This window comes from Stenotrophomonas sp. PA-6-5C, assembly GCF_021605635.1.
Taxonomy (GTDB): Bacteria; Pseudomonadota; Gammaproteobacteria; order Xanthomonadales; family Xanthomonadaceae; genus Stenotrophomonas; species Stenotrophomonas lactitubi.
Genome location: NZ_WKEE01000007.1, coordinates 35,475 through 57,424, shown reverse-complemented (window position 1 = coordinate 57,424; position 21,950 = coordinate 35,475). Strand labels below are relative to the sequence as shown.

Here is a 21,950-nt window from a genome sequence, read left to right as displayed (position 1 = left end):
GCCTTGCCGGGGTTCTGCAGGCCAGAGCCTGGCGGGAATCAGAACGGGGTGCACACAGATCAAAAACCAGCTGCGCAACGGAGACTCGCACAGGGCCCTCACCAATGCCGGAAGGTCCATGTCATTGACCCAGCATGTCAATCGACGGGCGCGCGGTGAGCGGCGGACGAGGGCTGGGCGCCTCCATTCGGCGCCTCCTGGCCGGACCAGCCCTGTCCCTCTACCTCAGTGCTTCTGCGCACCGATGGCGCGCAGCATGCACGGGCCCAGCGCTACCATTGCACCAATCGCCAGGTATGGAATCCAGCCGTTCATCAACAGCGCCATTGGATCGCCTGCCACCTTCAGCTTCCGGAAGTCTCCGCCCCCCGCCGCCGAAAGGAATGCGGCTCCAACCAGCGGGAAGAACACTACGCCGAACCAACTCGCAAGTATCCCCTTCCGGTCACGCTGTTGACTTACCCAGGCGCGCAGCGTGCCATCGGGTTGGAAGGTAAGAAATCCATACCCCACCGCAATGCCCAACGGGAAGGTGAGCACCACGATGGTGTAGTAGACCGATGCCATGGCGCCCAGCCCAGACCGTCTCGACAGGCGATCACCGAGGCCAAGGTCCCGCACCCACTCGACCCATTCCGGCATGGGATGTCCCGACTGCTGCAGGCTCCACACATGCCACGCCGCAACCGATGCCGCCGCAATCAGCAGTGACGCAAGCCCCAGTGCCACCCAGGCTATCTTGTGCGCGCCACATAGTGGTTTCTTCGCACGCGGCGGGCGTGCAGCTGGGTGCCATCGGGGAGTGTCGATCACGCGCTTACCTTGCTGACATGCGGGGGGAAGATATTGGCCTGAAGCAGCCTTCGGCGACGGACCCAGGGATCAGGGCGGTAGCGCTCATCGCCGGCCGCATCCAAGCGCTCGCGCAACGGGCCAAGCCGATGGTCGATGACCCGGCGTCGACCGGTGGGGATGATGTGAAGCAATCCGTGCCTCCAAAAATGGGACTATACAAGCGCCTTGCCTCAGTATTCTACGGCCAGCGCCCTTCCACATATCGAGCCCGGCAGAGCCGCACAGGAAGCCCCCTTGCGAAACTCTGAGAGCAGATCCAGCCGATGGACCTCCCAACAGCCTGAAGATCGTCCCTTGCTCGCCTGACTTCACATATGCATGACCATCTCCATTTCTATCGTCATGCCGAGCGAGAAGGTGCAAAAAAAGAGGAGCCCCATAGACAGGGCTCCTCCTTGGTTTACTTCAACCTTTATTACTCAGGCATATCCTAGAACGGGATATCGTCGTCAGCGAAGTCGTCCATCGGCGGCGCCTGCTGCGGCTGCTGCTGCGGACGCTGCTGGCCGTAGCCGCCGCCCTGGTTGCCGCCCTGATTGTAACCACCGCCCTGGCCGCCACGCGCATTGCCGCCGCCGCCACCGCCGCCGTACTCCTGGCGCGGGGCCTGCTGGCGCTGCGGACGCTCGCCGCCGCTGAAGTTGCCACCGCCGCCGCCGCCTTCACCGCGGCCGCCCAGCATCTGCATTTCGTCGGCGATGATGTCGGTGGAGTACTTCTCCACGCCGTCCTGGCCGGTGTACTTGTCGTAACGCAGGCTGCCTTCGACGTACACCGAGCTGCCCTTGCGCAGGTACTCGCCGGCGATCTCGCCGAGCTTGCCGAAGAACACCACGCGGTGCCACTCGGTACGCTCCTGCTGGTTGCCATCCTTGTCCTTGCGGACACTGGTGGTGGCCAGGCTGATGCGGGTGATCGCCATACCGCCCTGGGTGTACTTCACGTCCGGGTCGTTGCCGAGGTTGCCGACCAGGATGACTTTGTTGATGCCGCGCGCCATAGATGGGTTCTTCCGTTGTCCGGGGCTGCTCCAGTGATAGCACACCCAGCGGGGTGCCGATACGCTGGGCCGCCCACGGTTGAGAATGGGGGATATCGGAATGGGTCATCTTACCATTCCTGCCAGCCCCACCCCGTCGGGAAATCGCTGGATCCGCGTCGGATCCAGCCGCGATCGAGGTCCGGCAGGCGCTGCTCAGGTGCCGGCAGGCCGCGCCCGATCCAGGCCGGTGATGCGGGTGACCACCCCCACCGCGACCACCTTCGGCCCCTCATGGCAGTGGAAGCGCAGGCCAGGCCGGATCCGTGGCCGATGGACCTGTAGCCGCAGCGTGTCATTCAGCACCGACATCCTCGCCAGCAGCATCTGGTCAACCGGCAGCGGCACATCGCTGGCCCAGCTGTCGCCGCTGGGAAGCACGAAGTCGGGCCAGATCATGAACAGCTCCAGCTCGCCCGATCGCTCGGCGTAGGCGAAATCCCAGCGGATGCCGTTCCTGGGCGGGCTGAGGCGACCGCCTTCATCAGCTCGCAGGATCCGGATGCGGGCCTCGAAGTCATCGGCAACCGGGTACAGGCGATACGTCACAGCGCAGCTCCAACGGTGATGCCACCCAGTGTGGCAGCCGGGGCCAAGCGCCGGCCAGCAGCACCGCCGCCCACCCATGGCATCATTCCCCGATCATCCCCCTTCCGGCCCCCATGACCATCAAAGGCAAAGCCACCTCCCTGGACATCGCCCACCTGGCCGGGGTCTCCCAGCCCACGGTGTCGCGGGCCCTGCGCGGCAGCCCGATGGTCAACGCCGAGACCCGCGAGCGCATCCTGCGCATCGCCCGCGAGCTGAACTACAAGGTCGACAAGAACGCCTCCAGCCTGCGCCTGCGCAACGCCGGCACCCTGGCCCTGCTGTTCTTCGAGGACCCGACCAATGACGACTCGCTGATCAACCCCTTCTTCCACTCGATGCTGGGCTCGATCACCCGTGCCTGCGCGCTGCACGGGCAGGACCTGCTGGTGTCCTTCCAGCAGCTGTCCACCGACTGGCAGGCCGATTACGAGGACAGCAACAAGGCCGATGGCATCATCCTGCTCGGCTATGGCGACTACCACGAGTCGCGCGACCGCCTGCAACGTCTGGTGGAACAGGGCACGCACTTCGTGCGCTGGGGCGCGGCCCTGCCCGGCCAGCCGGGGGTGTCCATCGGCAGCGACAACTTCCAGGGCGGGCATGACATCACCGCCCACCTGCTGCAACAGGGCTGCCGCCGCATCGCCTTCCTCGGCCATGCCTCCAGCCATTACCCGGAATTCGAGGAGCGCTATCGCGGCCACGTCGAAGCCCTGCGTGCGCACGGTCTGGCGGCCGACCCGGCGCTGCAGCACGATGCGATCACCACCGAAGCGTCCGGTCATGAGGCGTGCCTGGCGCTGCTGGCCCAGGACCGCTCCATCGATGCGATCTGCGCAGCCAGCGACCTGATTGCCATTGGCGCGGTGCGCGCCCTGCGCGAGCAGGGCCTGCGGGTGCCGCAGGACGTGGCCGTGACCGGCTTCGACGACATTCCGCTGGCGGCTTCGGTGTCGCCGCCGCTGACCACCGTGCAGCAGGACACCAAGCAGGCCGGCCAGCTGCTGGTGGAGAAGCTGCTGGCGCTGATCGGCCGGCAGCCGGTGGAAGGCCAGAGCATTCCGGTGAAGCTGGTGGTGCGCGAGTCGTCGCTGCGCACCTAGCACTTTTGTAGTGCCGAGCCATGCTCGGCAGAATGCGTGAAACACACGGCCAACGGCAGCCGAGCATGGGCTCGGCTCTACAAGGCCTAGAGCGCTACGCGCCGCCGGGCATCGCCGTGCGTACCGCCATGCTGAACTCGTCCAGCAGGAACGGCTTGGCGATCATCGCCATGCCTTCGTCGAGGAAGGCCGCGCGTTCCTGCGCCTTTTCCGCATAGCCGGTCATGAACAGGATCGGCAGCGCTGGCCGCGATTGCCGCGCGATCTCCGCCAGCTGGCGACCGTTGAGTCCCGGCAGCCCGACATCGGTGACCAGCAGGTCGATGTTCTGCGCCGACGCCAGGATCGGGATGGCTGCATCGGCATCGCCCACCACCTGGGCGTGATACCCCAGATCTTCCAGCACCACCGTCACCAGCATCCGTACCTGCTCATCATCCTCCACCACCAGGATGGACTGGCCGGCGCCACGCCGTATCGGCTGCGAGACTGCAGGCTCGTCCTCCACCACGGCTTCCGACAACGGAATGAACAACAGCACCGTCGTGCCCTCGCCCACATTGGACTGGATGGCGATGTGGCCACCGGACTGCTGCATGAAGCCGTACACCATCGACATTCCCAGGCCCGTGCCCTTGCCGATGGGTTTGGTGGTGAAGAAGGGCTCGAACGCGCGTTCCACCACTTCCGGCGCCATGCCGGCACCGGTGTCGGCCACCGCCACCATCGCGTAGTCGCCTGCGGGCACGGCCGTGTATTGACCCTCGCGAACGCTGACCGCCGATGCGCGCAGGGTCAGATCACCACCGTGCGGCATCGCATCGCGCGCGTTGATGGCCAGGTTCAACAGCGCGCTCTCGAACTGGTTGGCGTCCAGCGTAGCGTGCAACGGCAGCGGTGAGGGCTCGGCGCGGATACGCACCGCTTCCCCCAGGGTGCTGTGCAGCAGGTGCTGCACCGAAACCAGCAGCGTGTTGATCTCCACCGGCCGCGCATCCAGCGACTGCCGCCGGGAGAACGCCAGCAGGCGCTGGGTCAGTGCCGCTGCACGCTGGGCCGAGGCGGTGGCGGTGTCGAGGAAACGTTCGAGGTCGTCGACCCGGCCCATGTCCAGACGCAGGCGCACGATGTCCAACGCGGACAGGATGCCGGTCAGCATGTTGTTGAAGTCGTGGGCGATACCGCCGGTCAGCTGGCCGATCGCCTCCATCTTCTGCGACTGCCGCAGTGCGGCGTCGCTGGCCTCGCGTGCCGCCATCTGCGCTTCCAGCTCACGGGTACGCTCGGCGACCATCGCCTCCAGCGCGTGCGCGTGCTGTTGGCTGCTGGCAAGGGCCAATTTGGCGGCGGTTATATCGGTGACGAACACATGGAAGCCGTCGATGCGACCATCGGCATCCCGGCGCGGCGAGTAACGCACTTCACAGTCCCGGCGCCCGTACACACGATGCGGCCAGACGATCTCGAACACCGACTCGCGGCCCGCCAACGCTGCCTCCATCGCCGGCCGACGCTGCTGCCATACCGGCTCGCCGATGACCTCGCGCACATGCCTGCCGATCACTTCGCCCGTGGCCAGTTCGAACCAGCTTTCGTAAGCCTTGTTGGCAAAGCGGAAACACAGCGCGCGGTCCACGAACGCGATCAGCACCGGCATCGCATCGGCGATCAGGCGCAGCTCGGACTCGCTGCGCGCCAGTGCCGCACGGCCATCAGCCAATGCGGTGACCTGGTCGCGCACCAAGAACTGCTTCGCGCGTGCACGCAGCGCACCCTGCACAGCGCTGAGCAGCGACATGCTGCCCAGCGGCCGGTCCATCTCCACCACGTTGATCGAGCCGGGCAGCAGCGGTTCGCGGGTGGAACGCCGGTAGGAACGCGCCGAGCGCAGCAGGATGAACGGAATGTCCGACCAGGCCGGCTGCTGCTGCAGCGCCTGCAGCAGCGCTTCGCTGTCGCGCGCCACTGCTTCCTGGGTCACCACCACCAGCCCGGTGCAGTCATCGAGCTGGCTGGCCAATGCCTCCAGACCGGGGGCGATGTGCGGTTTCAGACCCGCGTTGGCCAGCACTGCAGCGATGCTGTCGGCATCGCGGCCGAAGGGAGCAACGATGCGGACAACCGTGCCGCCATCATCGCTATCGGACATTGGACTGGCCCAGCAGCGCTGCGCTGTCACCGACAAATTCGGGCGTGCCGGTGAGGATGCCCTGGAAATCGGCCAGCGCAGCGCTGACCGTGATGCCACGGCCGTCGATCTTCAGTTCGCGGATGGTGTCTTCGTGCGCACCGCCGCGGTTCTTGATCACCGAGATCGCCTTGCGGATGCGTCCCTTGGCTTCGAAGAAGCGGAACAGCACCACCGCATCAGCGATGTAGGACACGTTGAGGCTGCCGGTGGACATGGTGCCGACCAGCCCATGCTGTGGGTTGATCATGAAGGTCGCCACGCCCTTCTGGTTCAGGTAGGACAGCATCTCGTGCAGCTGCAGCATCAGCTGTTTTTCCTGCGGCATGGCGGTGACATAGCCGTTGAGGCTGTCGATCACCAGCACGCTGCAGTTGCGTTCTTCCACGGCCTTGCGCAGGTTCCAGGAGAACTCGCCGGGCGATATTTCCGCGGGATCGATCTGCAGGATTTCCAGCAGGCCCGAACGCAGGTGCTTGTCCAGGTCGATGTCCAGCGCGGAGGCGCGTGCCAGCAGCGTGCCGACCCGCTCGTCGAATTCGAAGATGCAGCTGCGCTCACCGCGCTCGCAGGCGGCCCACACGTATTGCAGTGCCACGTTGGTCTTGCCGCTGCCGGCCGGACCGGTCAACAGCGTGGAGGTACCGCGCAGCGGTCCACCGCCCAACAACCGATCGATCTCGTCCACTCCGCTGCTGATGGGCGTTCCGACGAACCGGCCGTGATGCTCGGAGGCGATCAGGCGCGGGAAAATCTGCACGCCGCCACGACGGATCACCATGTCGTGGTAGCCGGCAACGAAATCGACGCCCCGCAGCTTCTGCACCTGCATCCGCCGCCGCGCAGGGCCGAAGTCCAGGGTCAGGCGTTCCAGCGACAGCACGCCGTGGCACAGGCTGTGCAGCTGGCCATCGCGCTCATCGCCGGTGGACGTCAGGTCGTCCACCAGGAACACCGTCGCGCTTTTGGGCGCGAAGAACTGCTTGAGTGCGAGGATCTGCCGGCGATAGCGCAGCGAATCCTGTGCCAGCAGGCGCAGTTCCGACAACGAATCGAATACGACGCGCGTCGGCCCGATGCTGTCCACCTTGGACATGATCAGGTTGACCGTCTCGTCCAGCTCCATTTCCCACGAGTGCAGCACCGACTGCAGGCGGCCGTTGCCCATCGCCCCTTCGGCCGTACCCAGCTCGAACAGGTGCAGGCCGTCCAGCGACCAACCGTGGGCCAACGCGACTTCGCGCAGCTCCTCGGCCGTTTCCGAGAGCGTGATGTACAGGCAGCGCTCGCCGCGTCGCAGGCCTTCCAGCAGGAACTGCAGGGACAGCGTGGTCTTGCCGGAGCCCGGTGGCCCTTCGAGCAGGTACAGCCGCGCCTGCGGCAGCCCGCCGCCAATGATGCTGTCCAGTCCTTCGATTCCGGTTGTGATCCGCATGCGCGCTCGCATTGACTTCGCTGTATGAGGGGCAGAGCGTATCGGCGCCCCTGTCGACGCATTGTGTGATCCAGCGCACCGATGCCAACGCATTCAGGAATTTTTCACGGCCGTCGTTTCAACGCACCGGCGATCCGCAGTTACGCTATGCGGGCGCAGTCCGCGCAGTACTCCCTCCGCCAGGAGAAGGCCTTTGTCCTCCGCCAGCAGTTCCCACACCGCACCGGTGACGGCGGCGAACGGCGAGTTGCACCTGGGCTGAGGCTCACGCTGCCCTGCCCTCGCACCGGCAATGCCCTTCCGGGCAACTCCCTGTCGAGGTTCCCATGCTCATTCCTGCGTCCGCACACGACGTGCGCGCTCTGCTGTCCTGCACCGGTACCGCTGAAGACGCTGTAGCCCCGCCCGAAGTGATCGCCATGCTGGCCGACCTCACCGCCGCCCTCGAGCCGCAGTTTGCGCCGGCCGCATGGCGGATCGTCGACGCCGGCCGCACGGTGGGCCTGCTGTCCCTGACCTGCACGCCGCAGGCCGGTGTTCTCACCTTCGGCTATGGCATCGCTCCGGCCCACCAGGGACGCGGCCTGGCCGGCGCTGCACTGGCCGAGTTCGTGCAATGGGCGTGGGCGCAGTCAAACATCCACGTGCTGGCGGCCGAAACCGCCGTGGGCAACCTGCCCTCGCAGGCGGTGCTGCGCCGGAACGGTTTCCGCACGGTCGGCCAGCGCGTGGATGCCGAGGATGGCGCACTGCTGTGCTGGTGGCTGGACCGCTGGCCAAAGGCACCATGACCAAAGGGGCATGACGTCGGCCCCGTTCAGCGCGATAAACAGCAGATCAACACACGGAAAGGTGTACGTCGCATGCTGAAGATCGATTCGCTGTCCAAGACGTACGCCAACGGCGTGCACGCGTTGAACGGGGTCACCCTGGATATTCCCCGCGGCATGTTCGGCCTGCTCGGGCCGAACGGCGCGGGGAAATCCTCACTGATGCGCACCCTGGCCACCCTGCAGGAAGCCGACAGCGGCAGTGCCATCCTGAGCATTCCGGGTGAATCACCGATCGACGTACTGCGCGACAAGGACGCCGTGCGCCGCCGCCTGGGCTACCTGCCACAGGACTTCGGCGTGTACCCGAAAGTCAGCGCGCTGGACCTGCTGGAGCACTTTGCCGTGCTGAAGGGCCTGACCCAGCGTGGCCAGCGTCGCGAGGTGGTCGATGGCCTGCTGCAGCAGGTGAACCTCTGGGATGCACGCAAGCGCAAGCTGGGCACCTACTCCGGGGGCATGCGCCAGCGCTTCGGCATCGCCCAGGCGCTGCTCGGCGACCCGCGCCTGGTGATCGTCGACGAACCTACCGCGGGGCTCGACCCGGAAGAACGCAACCGCTTCCTCAACCTGCTGGCGGCCATCGGCGAGAACGTGGCGGTGATCCTGTCCACCCACATCGTCGAGGACGTGACCGACCTGTGCCCGACCATGGCGATCATGAACAAGGGTCAGGTGCTGCTGACCGGGCGCCCCACCGACGCGATCGAGGCGTTGCAGCAGCAGGTCTGGCGCAAGCAGGTGGACCCGTCCGAACTGGCTGACCATGAGGCGCGCTACACGGTGCTGTCCTCGCGCCTGGTGGGTGGCCGTCCGGTGATCCACGTGCACAGCGCCAGCGACCCGGGCGATGGCTTCGCGCCGGTCGCACCCGATCTCGAGGATGTGTACTTCCAGCGCCTGCGCCTGCAGGCGCGTGCCCGTGCAGCCTGAGCGGAGTACACCATGACCCTCGACTTCTTCCGGTTCGAGCTGCGCGAGCAGCTGCGTTCCCCGCTGCTGTGGCTGTTTGCCGGTCTGTTCGCCCTGCTCGCCTTCGGCGCCGCGTCCAGCGATGCGGTGCAGATCGGGGGCGGCAGCGGCAACGTGCACAGCAATGCCCCCACCGTCGTCGCCTCGATGCTGGGCATCTTCACCCTGCTCGGCATGCTGGTGTCCACCCTGTTTGTCAGCAATGCGCTGCTGCGTGACTTCGAACTGGGCACGGCCGAACTGATCTTCGCCAGCCCGATCAAACGTCGCCACTATCTGGCCGGGCGCATCGCCGCAGCGCTGGTGTCGGGCCTGCTGGTATACGTGCTGATCGCCGTTGGCATACTGGTGGCGCAGTTCATGCCCTGGGTCGATGCCGAGCGCCTGGGGCCCACCAACTGGGCCGGCTATGCCTGGACCTTCGCGGTGGTGGTCATTCCCAACCTGCTGTTCACCACGGCACTGCTGTCGCTGCTGGCGGTGACCACCCGTTCGATCCTGTGGGTGTACATCGGCGTCGTCGGTTACTTCGTGCTGTACGGGGTCAGCAGCGCCCTGCTGCGCGACATCGACAACACCTGGATCGCGGTGCTGACCGAGCCGTTGGGCATGCGTGCGCTGTCGCGCACCATCCGCTACTGGTCCACCGAAGAGCGCAACAGCGGCATTCCGGAACTGGCCGGCTACCTGCTGGCCAACCGCGTGCTGTGGCTGACCGTGGCCGCCGCGCTGTTCGCGGCCACCTTCGCCCTGTTCCGTACCGAGCGCAGCGGCAGTGGCCGCCGCCGCTGGGGCCGCGGCAAGGCGGTGGCATCAGCAGATCCCGCGCCGCTGCGCCCGGCAACGACCACGCTGCCGCGGGTGACGCCGGTGTTCAGTGCAGGCACCGCGTGGCGGCAGTTCCTGCGCCAGGTGCGATTCGATACACGCGGCGTGCTGCGCAGCGTGCCCTTCATCGTGCTGCTGGTGCTGGGCCTGGCCAATTTCCTGCCGTCCGCGCTGTTCCGGCAGACGCTGTACGGCACCTCCATCTGGCCGGTCACCTCGCAGATGATCATGGCCCTGCAGGGCGCCTTCAGTTGGCTGCTGATCATCATCGTGCTGTTCTTCGCCGGCGAGCTGGTGTGGAAGGAGCGAGGCGCACGCATCAACGAGGTGAACGATGCGATGCCGGTGCCCAACTGGGTGCCGTTGCTGGCCAAGTTCGTCGCCCTGCTGGCGGTGATCGCCTGCTTCCAGGCGGCCGGCGCGCTGGCCGCCATGGTCGTACAGCTGGCCAAGGGCTACACCCATCTCGAACCGTTGCTGTACCTGCGCAGTCTTGCGCTGGATTCGGTGGTGTACGTACTGATGGGCGGTCTGGCGCTGGTGCTGCAGGTGCTGACCAACAACAAGTTCTTCGGCTACGCGCTGCTGATCGTGGTGATGATCGGCCAGGGCGTGCTGGGCATGCTCGACTACACCCAGAACATCTACAACTTCGGCAGCTGGCCGATCGCCCCCTATTCGGACATGAACGGCTACGGCCACTTCCTGACCGGGCAGTTGGCCTTCCAGGGCTACTGGGCGCTGTTCCTGCTGGCATTGATGTGCCTGGCGTCAGCGTTCTGGGTACGCGGCGTCAGCCAGGGCCTGCGCCAGCGGCTTGCCCTGGCCGGGCGACGCCTGCGTGGCCCGACCGGCGCGATGGCAGCGCTGGCCGCCGTCGCGTTCATCGCGGTAGGCAGCTGGCTGTACTGGAGCACCAACATCCGCAACGACTTCCTTTCACCGGACCAGCAGCTGGACCTGCAGGCCCGTTACGAACGCGAACTGTCGAAATACCGCAACCTGCCGCAGCCGCGCATCATCGCCGTGGACAACCGGGTGGACCTGCATCCCGAAACCCAGTCGATGGTGATCGACGCCAACTGGACGATCCGCAATACCCACGCCGCGCCCATCCAGGAGGTGCACGTGGCCACGGCCGACGACAAACAGCTGGTAGCCGTCGACCTAGGCGGACAGACGCTGTCGATGCACGACGCCGACCTTGGCTACCGCATCTATCGCCTGGCCACGCCGTTGCAGCCGGGCGAAGAGCGCCGCGTCCATTTCCGTGTGGTGCAGCAGCCCCATGGCATCACCGCAGATCAGGCGCCAAGCAACATCGTCGACAACGGCAGCTTCTTCAACAGCCGCGTACTGCCGTCCTTCGGCTACGACGAACGCATTGAGATCAGCGACCGCAACGAGCGTCGCAAGCGTGACCTCGGCGAGCCACGGCGCATGCCCAAGCTGGAAGACGAAGCCGCACGCGCGAACACCTACGTCGCCAACGATGCCGACTGGCTCGACTTCCGCAGCACCATCTGCACGGCACCGGACCAGGTGGCGCTGGCGCCGGGCTACCTGCAGCACGAGACCACGGTGAACGGGCGGCGCTGCTTCAGCTATGCGATGGACCGGCCGATGCTGAACTTCTACGCCTACCTGTCGGCACGCTGGGAGGTTCGCCGGGCGAAGTACAAGGACATCCCGATCGAGGTGTATTTCGGTCCCGCCCATGGCTACAACGTGGACCGCATGATCGACGCGGTACAGAAGTCGCTGGCCTACTACGAAGCCAACTTCACTCCGTACCAGCATCGCCAGGTACGCATCATCGAGTTCCCGGGCTACCAGCGCTTCGCCCAGTCCTTCGCCAACACCATTCCCTATTCGGAGTCGATCGGCTTCATCGCCGACCTGCGCGACCCGGACAAGGTGGACTATGTGTTCTACGTGACCGCCCACGAAGTGGCGCACCAGTGGTGGGCGCACCAGGTGATCGGCGCCAACGTGCAGGGTGCAACCGTGCTGTCCGAGTCGCTGTCGCAGTATTCGGCACTGATGGTGATGGAGCAGGAGTACGGTCGCCAGCACATGCGCCAGTTCCTCAAGCGCGAGCTGGATGGCTACCTGTCCGGGCGCGGCGGTGAGGCCATCGAGGAGCTGCCGCTGGAGCGTGTGGAGAACCAGCAGTACATCCACTACCAGAAGGGCTCGCTGGTGTTCTACCGCCTGCGCGAGGAAATCGGCGAGGAGGCGCTGAACCGCGCCCTGAAGCGTTTCCTGCAGGACAAGGGCTATCAGCAGCCGCCGTACACCACCTCGCGGGAGCTGCTGGCCTACATCCGCGCCGAAACGCCCGCCGACCGCCAGCAGCTGGTAACCGACCTGTTCGAGAAGATGAGCTTCTACGACAACCGAGTGTTGGCCGCCAGCGCGCGCAAGCGCGCCGACGGTCGCTACGACGTGACCCTGGACCTGCATGCCAGCAAGCAGTACGCCGATGGCAAGGGCAAGGAGACCGCCGGCACGATGGACGACTGGGTCGAGATCGGTGTTTTCGCCAATGGTCCGTCAGGCAAGGAACGCGACCAGAAGGTCCTGTACCTGCAGCGCCACCACATCACCACGGCCGAGCCGAAGATCACGGTGACGGTGGATGCCAGGCCGGATGAGGCGGGCTTCGATCCGTACAACAAGCTGATCGACCGGGTGAGCGAGGACAACCGGCGCAAGGTGTCGATGTGATGTGAGCGACGGTGCCGGTCTGTGGGCCGGCATCGTTTGCGGAAGCATCCACGCATGGTGTGGATCTACTGGCATGCATCCCCTTATGGCTTGGATCTGCCCGGACGATGCGATGGCGGAAGTAGATCCACGCCATGCGTGGATGCCGTACTTCCCGGTTGACGCCCTCGGCTACGCTGCGGGGCTCTGCGAACCGGCCTTCGGCCCCAGCACCGCCAGCAGCACGTAGATCACGATCGACGCCACGGTGCCGAGTGCAGCCAGCAACATGAAGGCAAACTCCGAACGGCCCTGCTGCCGCGCCCACTGCCCCAGATGCCAGGCCGCGCCAAGGTTGATCAGCCAGGCGATGACGAACACCGGCCACTGCACGAAACCGACTGCACGCAACAGCGGCATGGCGATGAGTGCTGCGACGATGGCACCGATCAGGAAGACCAGAGCGAGACGGGAATGGTGTACCGACGCAGCGGTCATGCGCCCAGCTCCCGTACCATCACCAGCACGCGATAGCCGTGGCTGTCGGTCTCCTGCACGGGCGTCCAGCCCAATCGCGCGTAAAGGCCGCCACCCAGGGCTTCGGTCTGCAGGTACAGATGCGAGACGCCCATCCGTACCGCCTGCGCCGCAGCCTGTTCGACCAGTCCGCTGGCCAGCCCTCGGCCACGATGACTGTCGGCCACGAACACGCTGCCCAGCCAATGCTCGTATTGCGGAAAGGCCTGCATCTCCCGGCGCTTGAGCTGCACCGCACCTGCCACCTGGCCGCCATCGAATGCTGTGATCAGGTGCGGGAAGCCTTCCGCATCCTGCGGCTGGTTGAGCCGCTGCAGTTCCTGCTCCAGCGACACGCCGGCATCCCGACCCCATTGCGCGTTGTACCACTGTGCCAGCTGCAGCCTTTCCGGCGCGTCAGCGGGTAGCACCCTGAATTCCATGGCGAAGCCTCGATCCCTATGTCATGCAAGAGGATCACGTACGGCCTTCAATTGGAAGCAGACGAGCGACGGCCTGGCGCTACAGAACAGTCAGCTCTGCGCGAAATCCTTCAGGATCTCGCCGACGCCGCTGGGCGAGATCTCGAAGCCGAGCGTGGTACCCGGGTTGATCACCACGCCGTAGCCACCCGGCACGCGACGCAGCACGTCCAGCATCAGCCAGCGGACCTGATGCTCGGCCTGCTGGCTGTAGATGCCCACCCGCGACGGATCGGTGAACACGGCCACGTGCAGGGTGCCCTGCTTGTCGAACAGCAGCGGATCGAAGCCGCTGCCATCGGGGGTGACCAGGCTGCCGGTCAGCAGCACTACCTCGGAGGCGACGAAGGCCTCCATGAACGCGCGGATCGGCACTGTTCCGTCCATCGCGGCCTTGAGCAGGGTTTCGATCGGGGTCTGCGGGGCAAGGTCGGTCATGGCGGTGCGGTGAGGCAATCAGGGGTGCCCATTGTAGAGCCGAGCCCACGCTCGGCTGCCACCATCTGCAGTCCGGGGAAGCGCAGCCGAGCGCAGGCTCGGCTCTACAGCCGCCCGGCCCGGGTCTCCCAGCGCCCCAGACGCTGGTCGCGTGCCTGCTGGTCGGCCACGGCCTTGTCCAGTTCGGCCTGCAGCGCCGGCTGCTTCACGTCCACATCCAGTACGAACACCTTCACCCCGTGCGCAGGCACGTCCGCCTTCAGCGCCCCGCTCACCTTCACCTCGCCGCCGTCCAGCGCATCACGCCAGGTACCCGTCTGCAGGTACCGGTCTACCTCGATGCTGCGCACAGTATCACCCTTGTTCAACAACACCAGCGCAGTCTGCGCCACGTCGGCGTGCTGCAGCACGCGGAAGAACACTGCTTCATCGCCCTGCAGACGTTCGTTCACCTGCAGGCCGCGCTGCAGTGCCGGCGTGGCCTCACGCAGTTTGGCGATGCGTTGCAGCGGCGCGAAGATCGGGCTCTGCGGGGCGGCATCCACCCGCGGCTGGCCGAAGTAGGCGCGGTTGCCGGCGTGTTCCGCACGGCCGCGCATGAAGCCGGTTTCAGAGCCGTAATAGACCACCGGAATGCCACGCGCGGTGAACAGCCAGTTGTGCGCGTCGATGAAGCCGTTGTCGCTCGCCTGCAGGCGCGGCATGTCGTGGTTGTCGTAGAAGCTCATCAGCTCGTACGGATTGGCGTACGGGCCACCGGTCAGGTGCAGCGGCTCAGCCAAGGTTTCAAACCCCTTGCCGGCAGTGCCGAAGGTCTGCTCCAGCGCGCCGCGCAGCGGGAAGTCGAGCACACTGACATTGGCGTTGGCCGGCCAGGTGTGTTCGGCGATGCTGGCGGCGTTGTAGTCGAACGCCTCGCCGAACATGAACATGCCCGGGTGCTGCGCGCGGATGCGATTGACGAACTCGTGCCACCACGGGTGTGGCAGCCAGCCGATGGTGTCGATGCGCAGCGCATCCACTCCCTGCGCGGTCCACTGCAGGTAGGCCCCCACCAGGTAGTCCATCACTGCCGGGTTGTCCTGGTTGAAGTCGCTCAGCTCGGCCAGGTTGCCGTCGAAGATCGAGCCGTCCTTGCTGTCGACCGGACCGATGTTGTTGTAGAACGCGTGCAGCGGATTGTGCTTCGGGTCCAGCTTCTGCGGCGGCAGGTTCTGGTGGTCGGCAATCAGCGTGCCGTCCTTGTCGAAGATCTGGCCGAACTGCGGCTGCCGCTTGGGCATGGTCCATGCCGGTGACCCGTGGTTGCCGACGATGTCCAGCACCACCTTCAGGCCGGCGCCGTGCAGGCCCTTGGTCAACCCGGCAAAGTCCAGGTCCTTGCTCGGCAGGTGTTCGTCGAGTTTGTAGAAGTTGATGCCCCAGTAGCCGTGGTAGCCGGTCTTGCCGCGGTCGGTCAGCGTGCTGGTGCAGCTGATCGGCTTGCTGCCGGTGAAGGCTTCATCCGGGTTGTCGACGATGGGGGTGATCCACACCGCGCCGAAGCCGAGGTTGCGGATGTAGTCGGCATTGTCGAGCACGCCGCGGAAATCGCCACCGAGATAGCCGATGTTGCCATCCACCTTGTCCGGGCATGGCACCGGGATATCGAACGTACGGTGCCTGCCGCCCTGGTCGCGGTGATCGTTGGACGGATCGCCGTTGACGAAGCGGTCGGTGACCACGAAGTACACCGCGTCGCTGGCGAACGGCTCAGTGGTGCCGACATAGGTAGGGCGTGGCGCAGCCGCAGCGTGGCCAGCGAACAGCACAAGGGATACAGCAACAGACAAGGCACCACGCATCACACCACCTCCGGACGGGACGGAACCCGCAACACGCACAGACCGGCAATCAACAGACTGCAGCCACCCAGCACCAGTACATGCATCGGCTGGCCTCCCAGCCATGCGCGCAGGGCGAAGCCGAGCGCGCTGGCCGCGACCAGCTGCGGGATCACGATGAAGAAATTGAAGATACCCATGTACACGCCCATCTTCGCCGCCGGCACGCTGTCCGACAGCAGCGCATAGGGCAACGACAGGATCGAGGCCCAGGCAAAACCCACGCCGACCATCGACAGCAGCAGCCACTGCGGATCGTCGATGAACATCATCGAGATCAGCCCTGCCCCGCCCAGCCACAGGTTGACCAGATGGCTCCAACGCAGGCCGATCGCCCGCACCATCGGCGGGATCAGCAGCGCGGCCAGTGCAGCGAAGCCGTTGTAGGCACCAAACAGCACGCCCACCCAGTTGGCGCCTTCGTTATAGGCCGCCGACTCGACATCGGTGGAACCGAAGTGCATACCTGCCACCGCGCGCGTGGTGAAGATCCACATCGCGAACAGGGCGAACCACGAGAAGAACTGCACCCAGGCCAGACGGCGCATGGTGATCGGCATCGCGCGCAGGTCACCGACGATGGCCGCCAGCATGTGCGTGCACGGCAGTACCCGCGCCGCCGCCAGCAGTGCGCCGTAGCCCGCGCACAGGCCGGCCAGCACGTACAGCATCTTGTCGCCCTGCCGCCACGCGATCAGTGCCGCCAGCAGCACGCCGAGCCCCAGCCACAGCGCAACCTGCGCCCATGGCGCAGGGCCGTTGACCGCAGTGCCGGCGTGGTGCGCCGGTGGTTCGGCGTCATCGAAGCTGGCCAGCTCGTCGGGCGAATACTCACGTGTGCTGACCACCGTCCAGGTGATCGCCGCCAGCAGCACCACCGCGCCAAAGTAGAACGCATAGCGCACGGTATCGGGCACCTCGCCCGCCGCTGCCGTGTTGGCAACACCGAAGTGGGCCAGGATGAAGGGCAGGAAGCTGGCAACGATAGCGCCGATGCCGATGAAGAAGCTCTGCATCGCATAGCCAGCCGGGCGCTGCCGCGGTGCCAGCTGGTCGCCGACGAAGGCGCGGAACGGCTCCATCGACACGTTGATCGAGGCGTCCAGCACCCACAGCGTGCCGGCCGCGATCCACAGCGTTGGCGAGTTCGGCATCACCAGCAGGGCCAGCGTGGTCAGTACCGCGCCGATCATGAAGAACGGGCGGCGCCGTCCCCAGCGCGTCCAGGTGCGGTCGGACAGGTAGCCGATCACCGGCTGCACCAGCAGGCCGGTCAGCGGTGCGGCGATCCACAGCCCCGGCACCGCCTCCATGTCCGCACCCAGCGTTTCGAAGATGCGGCTGGCGTTGGCGTTCTGCAGGGCAAAACCGAACTGGATGCCAAGGAAGCCGAAGCACATGTTCCAGATCTGCCAGAACGACAACTGCGGCTTTGCAGGACGACTCATCGTGCGTCCTCTGCTGCCGCCACCGGCGCGACCTTCAGCGCCTGCACCTGGGCCTGGTTGAGCACGCCGTCGCGCCCGCCCTTGCCGCCGGTATAGTGCGCGAAGTGCTGCAGCGCGCTCATGTTGAAGCCCTCTTCCAGGGTGACCGTGCAGCGGCCCTTGGGCACCGCGAAGGTTGCAGTGGTCGAATCCTGCGCCGCCACGCTGTGCGGCAGAGTCACCGTGTGCCGCTGCGGCGGCTGGCCCTTGCACTGCACGGCCAGCTGATTCACCGCCGCGGTCACACCGGTGTTGATGGGACCGTTCGGGTTGCTGTACTGCAGGCGCAGGCGGACGTGGCCCGCCTTGGCGGCGTTGAACTGCCACTGCCGGCTGCCACGCAGCACCTGCTGCGGACCGACGCAGACCATCGGGCTGTGCAGTGATTCCAGCGCACCTTCGCGGCGGGTCAGGCTCAGGCAGTGCTGCAGCCCGTCATCGCCGATGCGCACCTGGCCCTTGCTGGCAGTGGCCGCGACTCCGTCCTGCCACAGGACCTGTCCGGCGGCGACTGCGACGGTCCAGCCCGTGCCACTGCGCTTTGCCTGCGGCGCCAGCGGCGTGGCCGGTGCACGTGCATTGGCATCGGCGCGCGGCGCATCACGGCTCGCCGATGCCGGCGCGGCGACCAGCTGCACGGTCGTCGTGGCACCACGCGTGCGCGCCTTGCCTGCGACCAGCAAGCCAGCGCCCACCTGCTTCGGGCGCTCCAGCACATAGCGCTTGCCGCCCGACTCCAGACTGATCCGCTTCTGCTTCCCGAACAGCTCCGGCACCAGCTCGGCCGGCAGCTTGGGCTGCACGCGACCGTCGTCCTGCACGCCGAACACACCCTCGGTCACCATCGACAGATAGCCGGCCACCGACCACAACTGGCGCTCGGAATTGACCACCGGGCCGCTCAAGGCGCCTTCGTCCACGTGCACGGCCTGGGTGACCAGCTCGTAGTTCTCCATGTTGGAACCGGCCAACGCCGCCCCTTGCATCAGCGAGCGGATCTCGGCGGCGATGCGTGGCGCGTCGTCCACCTTGCGCGCCGCACGCAGCGAGTAGGCGCTGACGAACGGCCAGATCGCGCGGTTGTGGTAGATCGGCTGCTGCGCTTCCTGCGGCCACACCACCGGGCTGCCGGCAGCGCCCATCGGATAGCCCGCCAGCGCACGGCGCGCGCGCTCAGCAGGCAGCACGTCGGCGAGGATCCCCAGCGACAGGCCGAGCAGATCGATCTTGGCGTACGGCACCGGGTGCGCCGCTTCGCCGATGTAACTCATGTACTGGCCCATGTCTTCGCGCCAGAACCGTGCGTCGATCTGCACCGCCAGTGCGTCGGCCCAGGCCTTGTACTGTTCGCTGCGTTCGTCGCCCAGCTGCGCGGCCATCTGCTGCGCCAGGCGCAGCGCCTGGTAATGCAGCACGTTGGTGGACAGTGCATAGGAGTCGCCGATGAAGCGCACGTCCTCGCGTGTCCAGTCCGGATAGGTCTGCTCGCGCCAGTCGAGGAACGAGGTCTCGCCGCGATACAGGCCCATCTGCGCGTCGAACACCATCGCCCGGTCCTGCGCCAGCGTACCCTGCAGCGCCTGCCAGACCTGCTCGGCAAACGCAGGGTCATCCAGCAGGTGGCGTGCGGCCAGGAACCACACCACGCGGTCGCTGCTGATCGGCCAGCTGCCGCCGGAGCCGGTGTCCTGGGCCACGAACAGGCCAGGCGTATGCCCGTCGCGCGCCGCCGACAACTTGAACTGCAGCGACTGACGGGTGCGCTTCGGGTCCAGCTTGGCCAGCGCCAGGTCGGCAGCAAAGCTGACGTCGCGCGTCCACACGTACGGCCAGCGCGCACCGGTCTGGAAGCACTCGCACGGTACCGGACGGCCTTCATCGAAGGCCGGATCGCGGATGGCGTCCACCCGGTCCTGGTCCATTTCCTGTTGAGCCAGTGCGAACAGCGCATCGAACATCACGCTGCCGGTCTGGCTGCGCATGGGCGCGGCGGCGATGCGCACCTCGCCCTTGGGCGCATGCAGGATGAAGCTGCCCTTGGCAGCGGCTTCGGCGCGCGCCTGGCGGCCGTCGAATGTCAGGTCGGCCGCGTGCGCGGTCGTCCCCAGCGCTGCCCCCAGGGCAGCGGTCAGGCAAATGATCTTCAGCATCGAAGCGGCAGACCGGCTTGCGCCCGTCGACCTCCCTCCCTCTCTGCACCGTTGTGGGTCCGCACTGCCGTTGCCGGCGTGCGGGCGCGGCACCTCCCTCAAGGTGCCCTGGCCCCATGGTAGACGCGGGGCTGTCGGCTGCGTCCAGCTGCATACGTATTCATGGCGCGCGGTACCGGCGCACCTGCCGCGCTGGCTTATGGTCCGGGTCTGTCAACGGCGCCTTGGGAGGGGAAATGCCGACGTCACCCACAACGGTACGCGCAGTGTTCGCGCACGCCTTCGGCCTGGCCCTGCTGGGATTGGCCACGCTGGCACAGGCGGCTGCACCGCAGATCGCCAGCGTCGAATCACCGGACAAGGTATTGAAGGTCAGCCTGGTGCTGGACGGCGGCACCGCACGCTACCGCGTCGAGCGCCTCGGCCAGACCGTGGTGGCCGATTCGAAGCTGGGTTTTGAACTGCGTGATGGTCGCCTCGACCGCGACTTCAGCCTGCTGGCGCAGGAACGTCGCAGTGTCGACGACCGCTGGGAACAGCCGTGGGGCGAGCGCCGTCTCACCCGCAACCACTTCAACGAACTGACCGTGCACCTGGCCGAAACCACCGGCAGCAAGCGCCGGCTGGACCTGGTGTTCCGCGTCTACGACGACGGCTTGGGGTTCCGCTACGTGTTCCCCGAGCAACCGAACCTGCGCGAAGCGATCATCGATGACGAACTGACCGAGTTCGCCATCGCACCGGAGTCCACCGCATGGTGGATACCCGCGGGCGAGCCGATCCACTACGAATACCTGTACCAGCGCACGCCGCTGCGCGAAGTGCCGCTGGTACACACACCGATGACCCTGCGCAGCCACGATGGCCTGCACGTGGCCATCCATGAAGCGGCCCTGGTCGACTATGCCGGCATGTGGCTGCGCCGCACCGAGGGCCAGCGCCTGCGCGCGCAGCTTTCGCCTTCGGCCGAAGGCTGGAAGGTGCGCCGCGCCCTGCCCTTCGCCACCCCATGGCGCACCCTGCAGATTGCCGACCGCGCCGGCGGGCTGGTCGAGTCCGATCTGATCCTCAACCTCAACGAGCCCAATGCGCTGGGCGATGTGAGCTGGGTGAAGCCGGCCAAGTACCTGGGTGTGTGGTGGTCGATGCACCTGGACAACGAGAGCTGGACGACCGGCCCGAAGCATGCCGCCACAACCGCCAAGACGAAGAAGGTGATCGACTTCGCCGCCGCGCACGGCTTTCGAGGCGTGCTGGTGGAAGGCTGGAATCCGGGCTGGGACGGCAACTGGGTCGGCAACGGTTACGACTTCGACTTCACCCGCGCCACGCCGGATTTCGACATCGAAACCCTTTCGGCGTACGGGTTGAAGAAGGGCGTGCACCTGATCGGCCACCATGAAACCGGCTGTGCCATCGAGCACTACGAAGACCAGCTGTATGCTGCGCTGGACCTGTATGCGCGGCTGGGCGTGGACCAGTTCAAGACCGGCTACGTCTGCGACGACGGCCAGGTCGATCGGCGCAACCCGGCCGGCGGCCCGCTGTGGCGCGAGTGGCACGACGGGCAGTTCATGGCCCGTCATCACCTCAAGGTCGTGCAGGAGGCCGCGCACCGGCACCTGTCGGTGAATCCGCACGAGCCGATCAAGGACACCGGCCTGCGCCGCACCTACCCGAACTGGATCTCGCGCGAAGGCGCGCGCGGCATGGAGTACAACGCCTGGGGCCAGCCGCCGAACCCGCCCGAGCATGAGGTCAACCTGGTGTTCACCCGCATGCTGGCCGGGCCGATGGATTACACGCCCGGCATCCTCAGCCTGAAGGGCCGCCACGGCCAGGCCATTCCCAGCACGCTGGCCCGCCAGCTGGCCCTGTACGTGGTGCTGTACAGCCCGATCCAGATGGCAGCCGACCTGCCCGAGCACTACCTGCAGCACCGCGAAGCGTTCCGCTTCATCGAGGACGTGGCGGTGGACTGGGAGCAGAGCCGCGTGCTCGATGGCGAGGTCGGCGACTACGTGACGATCGTGCGCCGCGACCGCAACAGCCGCGACTGGTTCCTCGGCAGCATCACCGATGAGAACGGCCGCGTGCTGCCGGTGTCGCTGGGCTTCCTGGAGCCGGGCGTGCGTTACCGCGCCGAGATCTATCGAGATGGCGACGGCGCGGATTTCCGCAGCAATCCCTTCGCCTTCAAGCGTGAAACCCGCGAGGTCAGCAGCACCGATTCACTCACCCTGGTGCTGGCGCCGGGCGGCGGGCAGGCAATCCGATTTACACCGGTCCACTGAACGCTTGCCGGCCTGCGCGCCCCTGTAGCGCCCGAGCCCATGCTCGGACGGCGGTGCGCAGCACCGGAACGCAGCCGAGCGTGGGCTCGGCTCTACGGAACGATGCACCTGAAAGCGATTACAACCCTGCAAACGCCATTGAATACGTAT

General features: G+C 66.3%; 16 protein-coding genes. 5 read left to right on the top strand and 11 right to left on the bottom strand.

The features are described from left to right. Positions 1–225: 225 nt before the first annotated feature. From GIW57_RS04390 to GIW57_RS04380, 3 genes are all read right to left on the bottom strand, one after another. Entirely contained in the window at positions 226–729 is a 504-nt protein-coding gene (locus GIW57_RS04390; protein WP_236509256.1) for a hypothetical protein, read from the bottom strand. 556 nt (positions 730–1,285) lie between these two features. Continuing rightward, a complete protein-coding gene (locus GIW57_RS04385) occupies positions 1,286–1,855 on the bottom strand; it encodes a single-stranded DNA-binding protein (protein WP_236509255.1) in 570 nt (189 codons plus the stop codon). A 195-nt stretch (positions 1,856–2,050) separates the two neighbouring features. Beyond that, a complete protein-coding gene (locus GIW57_RS04380; protein WP_236509254.1) occupies positions 2,051–2,443 on the bottom strand; it encodes a hypothetical protein in 393 nt (130 codons plus the stop codon). Between the two features lie 113 nt (positions 2,444–2,556). Here GIW57_RS04380 and GIW57_RS04375 point away from each other — a divergent pair, with 113 nt between their 5' ends. Beyond that, positions 2,557–3,588, top strand: coding sequence for a LacI family DNA-binding transcriptional regulator (locus tag GIW57_RS04375; RefSeq protein WP_236509253.1), 1,032 nt, complete (start codon positions 2,557–2,559; stop codon positions 3,586–3,588). A 94-nt stretch (positions 3,589–3,682) separates the two neighbouring features. On the opposite strand, the gene GIW57_RS04370 is transcribed toward GIW57_RS04375, so the two are convergent. Together GIW57_RS04370 and GIW57_RS04365 are read right to left on the bottom strand one after the other, a co-directional pair. Next, entirely contained in the window at positions 3,683–5,737 is a 2,055-nt protein-coding gene (locus GIW57_RS04370) for a PAS domain-containing sensor histidine kinase (RefSeq protein WP_236509252.1), read from the bottom strand. Further along, a complete protein-coding gene (locus GIW57_RS04365) occupies positions 5,727–7,223 on the bottom strand; it encodes an ATPase domain-containing protein (RefSeq protein WP_180163844.1) in 1,497 nt (498 codons plus the stop codon). The genes GIW57_RS04370 and GIW57_RS04365 overlap by 11 nt, the downstream gene beginning before the upstream one ends. A gap of 314 nt (positions 7,224–7,537) precedes the next feature. Here GIW57_RS04365 and GIW57_RS04360 point away from each other — a divergent pair, with 314 nt between their 5' ends. From GIW57_RS04360 to GIW57_RS04350, 3 genes are all read left to right on the top strand, one after another. Beyond that, a complete protein-coding gene (locus GIW57_RS04360) occupies positions 7,538–8,002 on the top strand; it encodes a GNAT family N-acetyltransferase (RefSeq protein WP_100463727.1) in 465 nt (154 codons plus the stop codon). Between the two features lie 72 nt (positions 8,003–8,074). Next, positions 8,075–8,974, top strand: a complete 900-nt coding sequence (locus GIW57_RS04355) for an ABC transporter ATP-binding protein (RefSeq protein WP_100463724.1) — start codon at positions 8,075–8,077, stop codon at positions 8,972–8,974. 12 nt (positions 8,975–8,986) lie between these two features. Further along, positions 8,987–12,571 carry a M1 family aminopeptidase gene (locus GIW57_RS04350; protein ID WP_236509251.1) on the top strand — a complete coding sequence of 1,195 codons (3,585 nt, stop codon included), beginning with the start codon at positions 8,987–8,989 and terminating at the stop codon, positions 12,569–12,571. Positions 12,572–12,742: 171 nt separating this feature from the next. On the opposite strand, the gene GIW57_RS04345 is transcribed toward GIW57_RS04350, so the two are convergent. The 6 genes from GIW57_RS04345 to GIW57_RS04320 all read right to left on the bottom strand — a co-directional run bounded on the left by GIW57_RS04345 (position 12,743) and on the right by GIW57_RS04320 (position 19,506). Continuing rightward, the gene (locus GIW57_RS04345) at positions 12,743–13,048 is read right to left on the bottom strand and encodes a hypothetical protein (protein WP_100463718.1); all 306 of its coding nucleotides are present in this window, start codon (positions 13,046–13,048) and stop codon (positions 12,743–12,745) included. Further along, positions 13,045–13,509, bottom strand: coding sequence for a GNAT family N-acetyltransferase (locus tag GIW57_RS04340; RefSeq protein ID WP_100463714.1), 465 nt, complete (start codon positions 13,507–13,509; stop codon positions 13,045–13,047). The genes GIW57_RS04345 and GIW57_RS04340 overlap by 4 nt, the downstream gene beginning before the upstream one ends. 90 nt (positions 13,510–13,599) lie before the next feature. Beyond that, positions 13,600–13,986 (bottom strand): SseB family protein, encoded by a 387-nt coding sequence (locus tag GIW57_RS04335; protein ID WP_100463711.1) that lies wholly within the window; start codon positions 13,984–13,986, stop codon positions 13,600–13,602. Positions 13,987–14,090: 104 nt separating this feature from the next. Next, positions 14,091–15,830 carry an alpha-amylase family glycosyl hydrolase gene (locus GIW57_RS04330; protein ID WP_236509250.1) on the bottom strand — a complete coding sequence of 580 codons (1,740 nt, stop codon included), beginning with the start codon at positions 15,828–15,830 and terminating at the stop codon, positions 14,091–14,093. Beyond that, positions 15,830–17,317: an MFS transporter gene (locus tag GIW57_RS04325; protein ID WP_236509249.1), complete on the bottom strand. Its 1,488-nt coding sequence runs from the start codon at positions 17,315–17,317 to the stop codon at positions 15,830–15,832. Before GIW57_RS04325 ends, GIW57_RS04330 begins: the two co-directional genes overlap by 1 nt. After that, on the bottom strand, positions 17,314–19,506 hold the full coding sequence (locus GIW57_RS04320) for a Six-hairpin glycosidase-like protein (protein WP_236509248.1): 2,193 nt from the start codon (positions 19,504–19,506) through the stop codon (positions 17,314–17,316). The genes GIW57_RS04325 and GIW57_RS04320 overlap by 4 nt, the downstream gene beginning before the upstream one ends. 236 nt (positions 19,507–19,742) lie before the next feature. Between GIW57_RS04320 and GIW57_RS04315 the strand changes: the two genes are divergently transcribed. After that, the gene (locus GIW57_RS04315; RefSeq protein WP_236509247.1) at positions 19,743–21,800 is read left to right on the top strand and encodes a glycoside hydrolase family 97 protein; all 2,058 of its coding nucleotides are present in this window, start codon (positions 19,743–19,745) and stop codon (positions 21,798–21,800) included. Positions 21,801–21,950 lie beyond the last annotated feature (150 nt).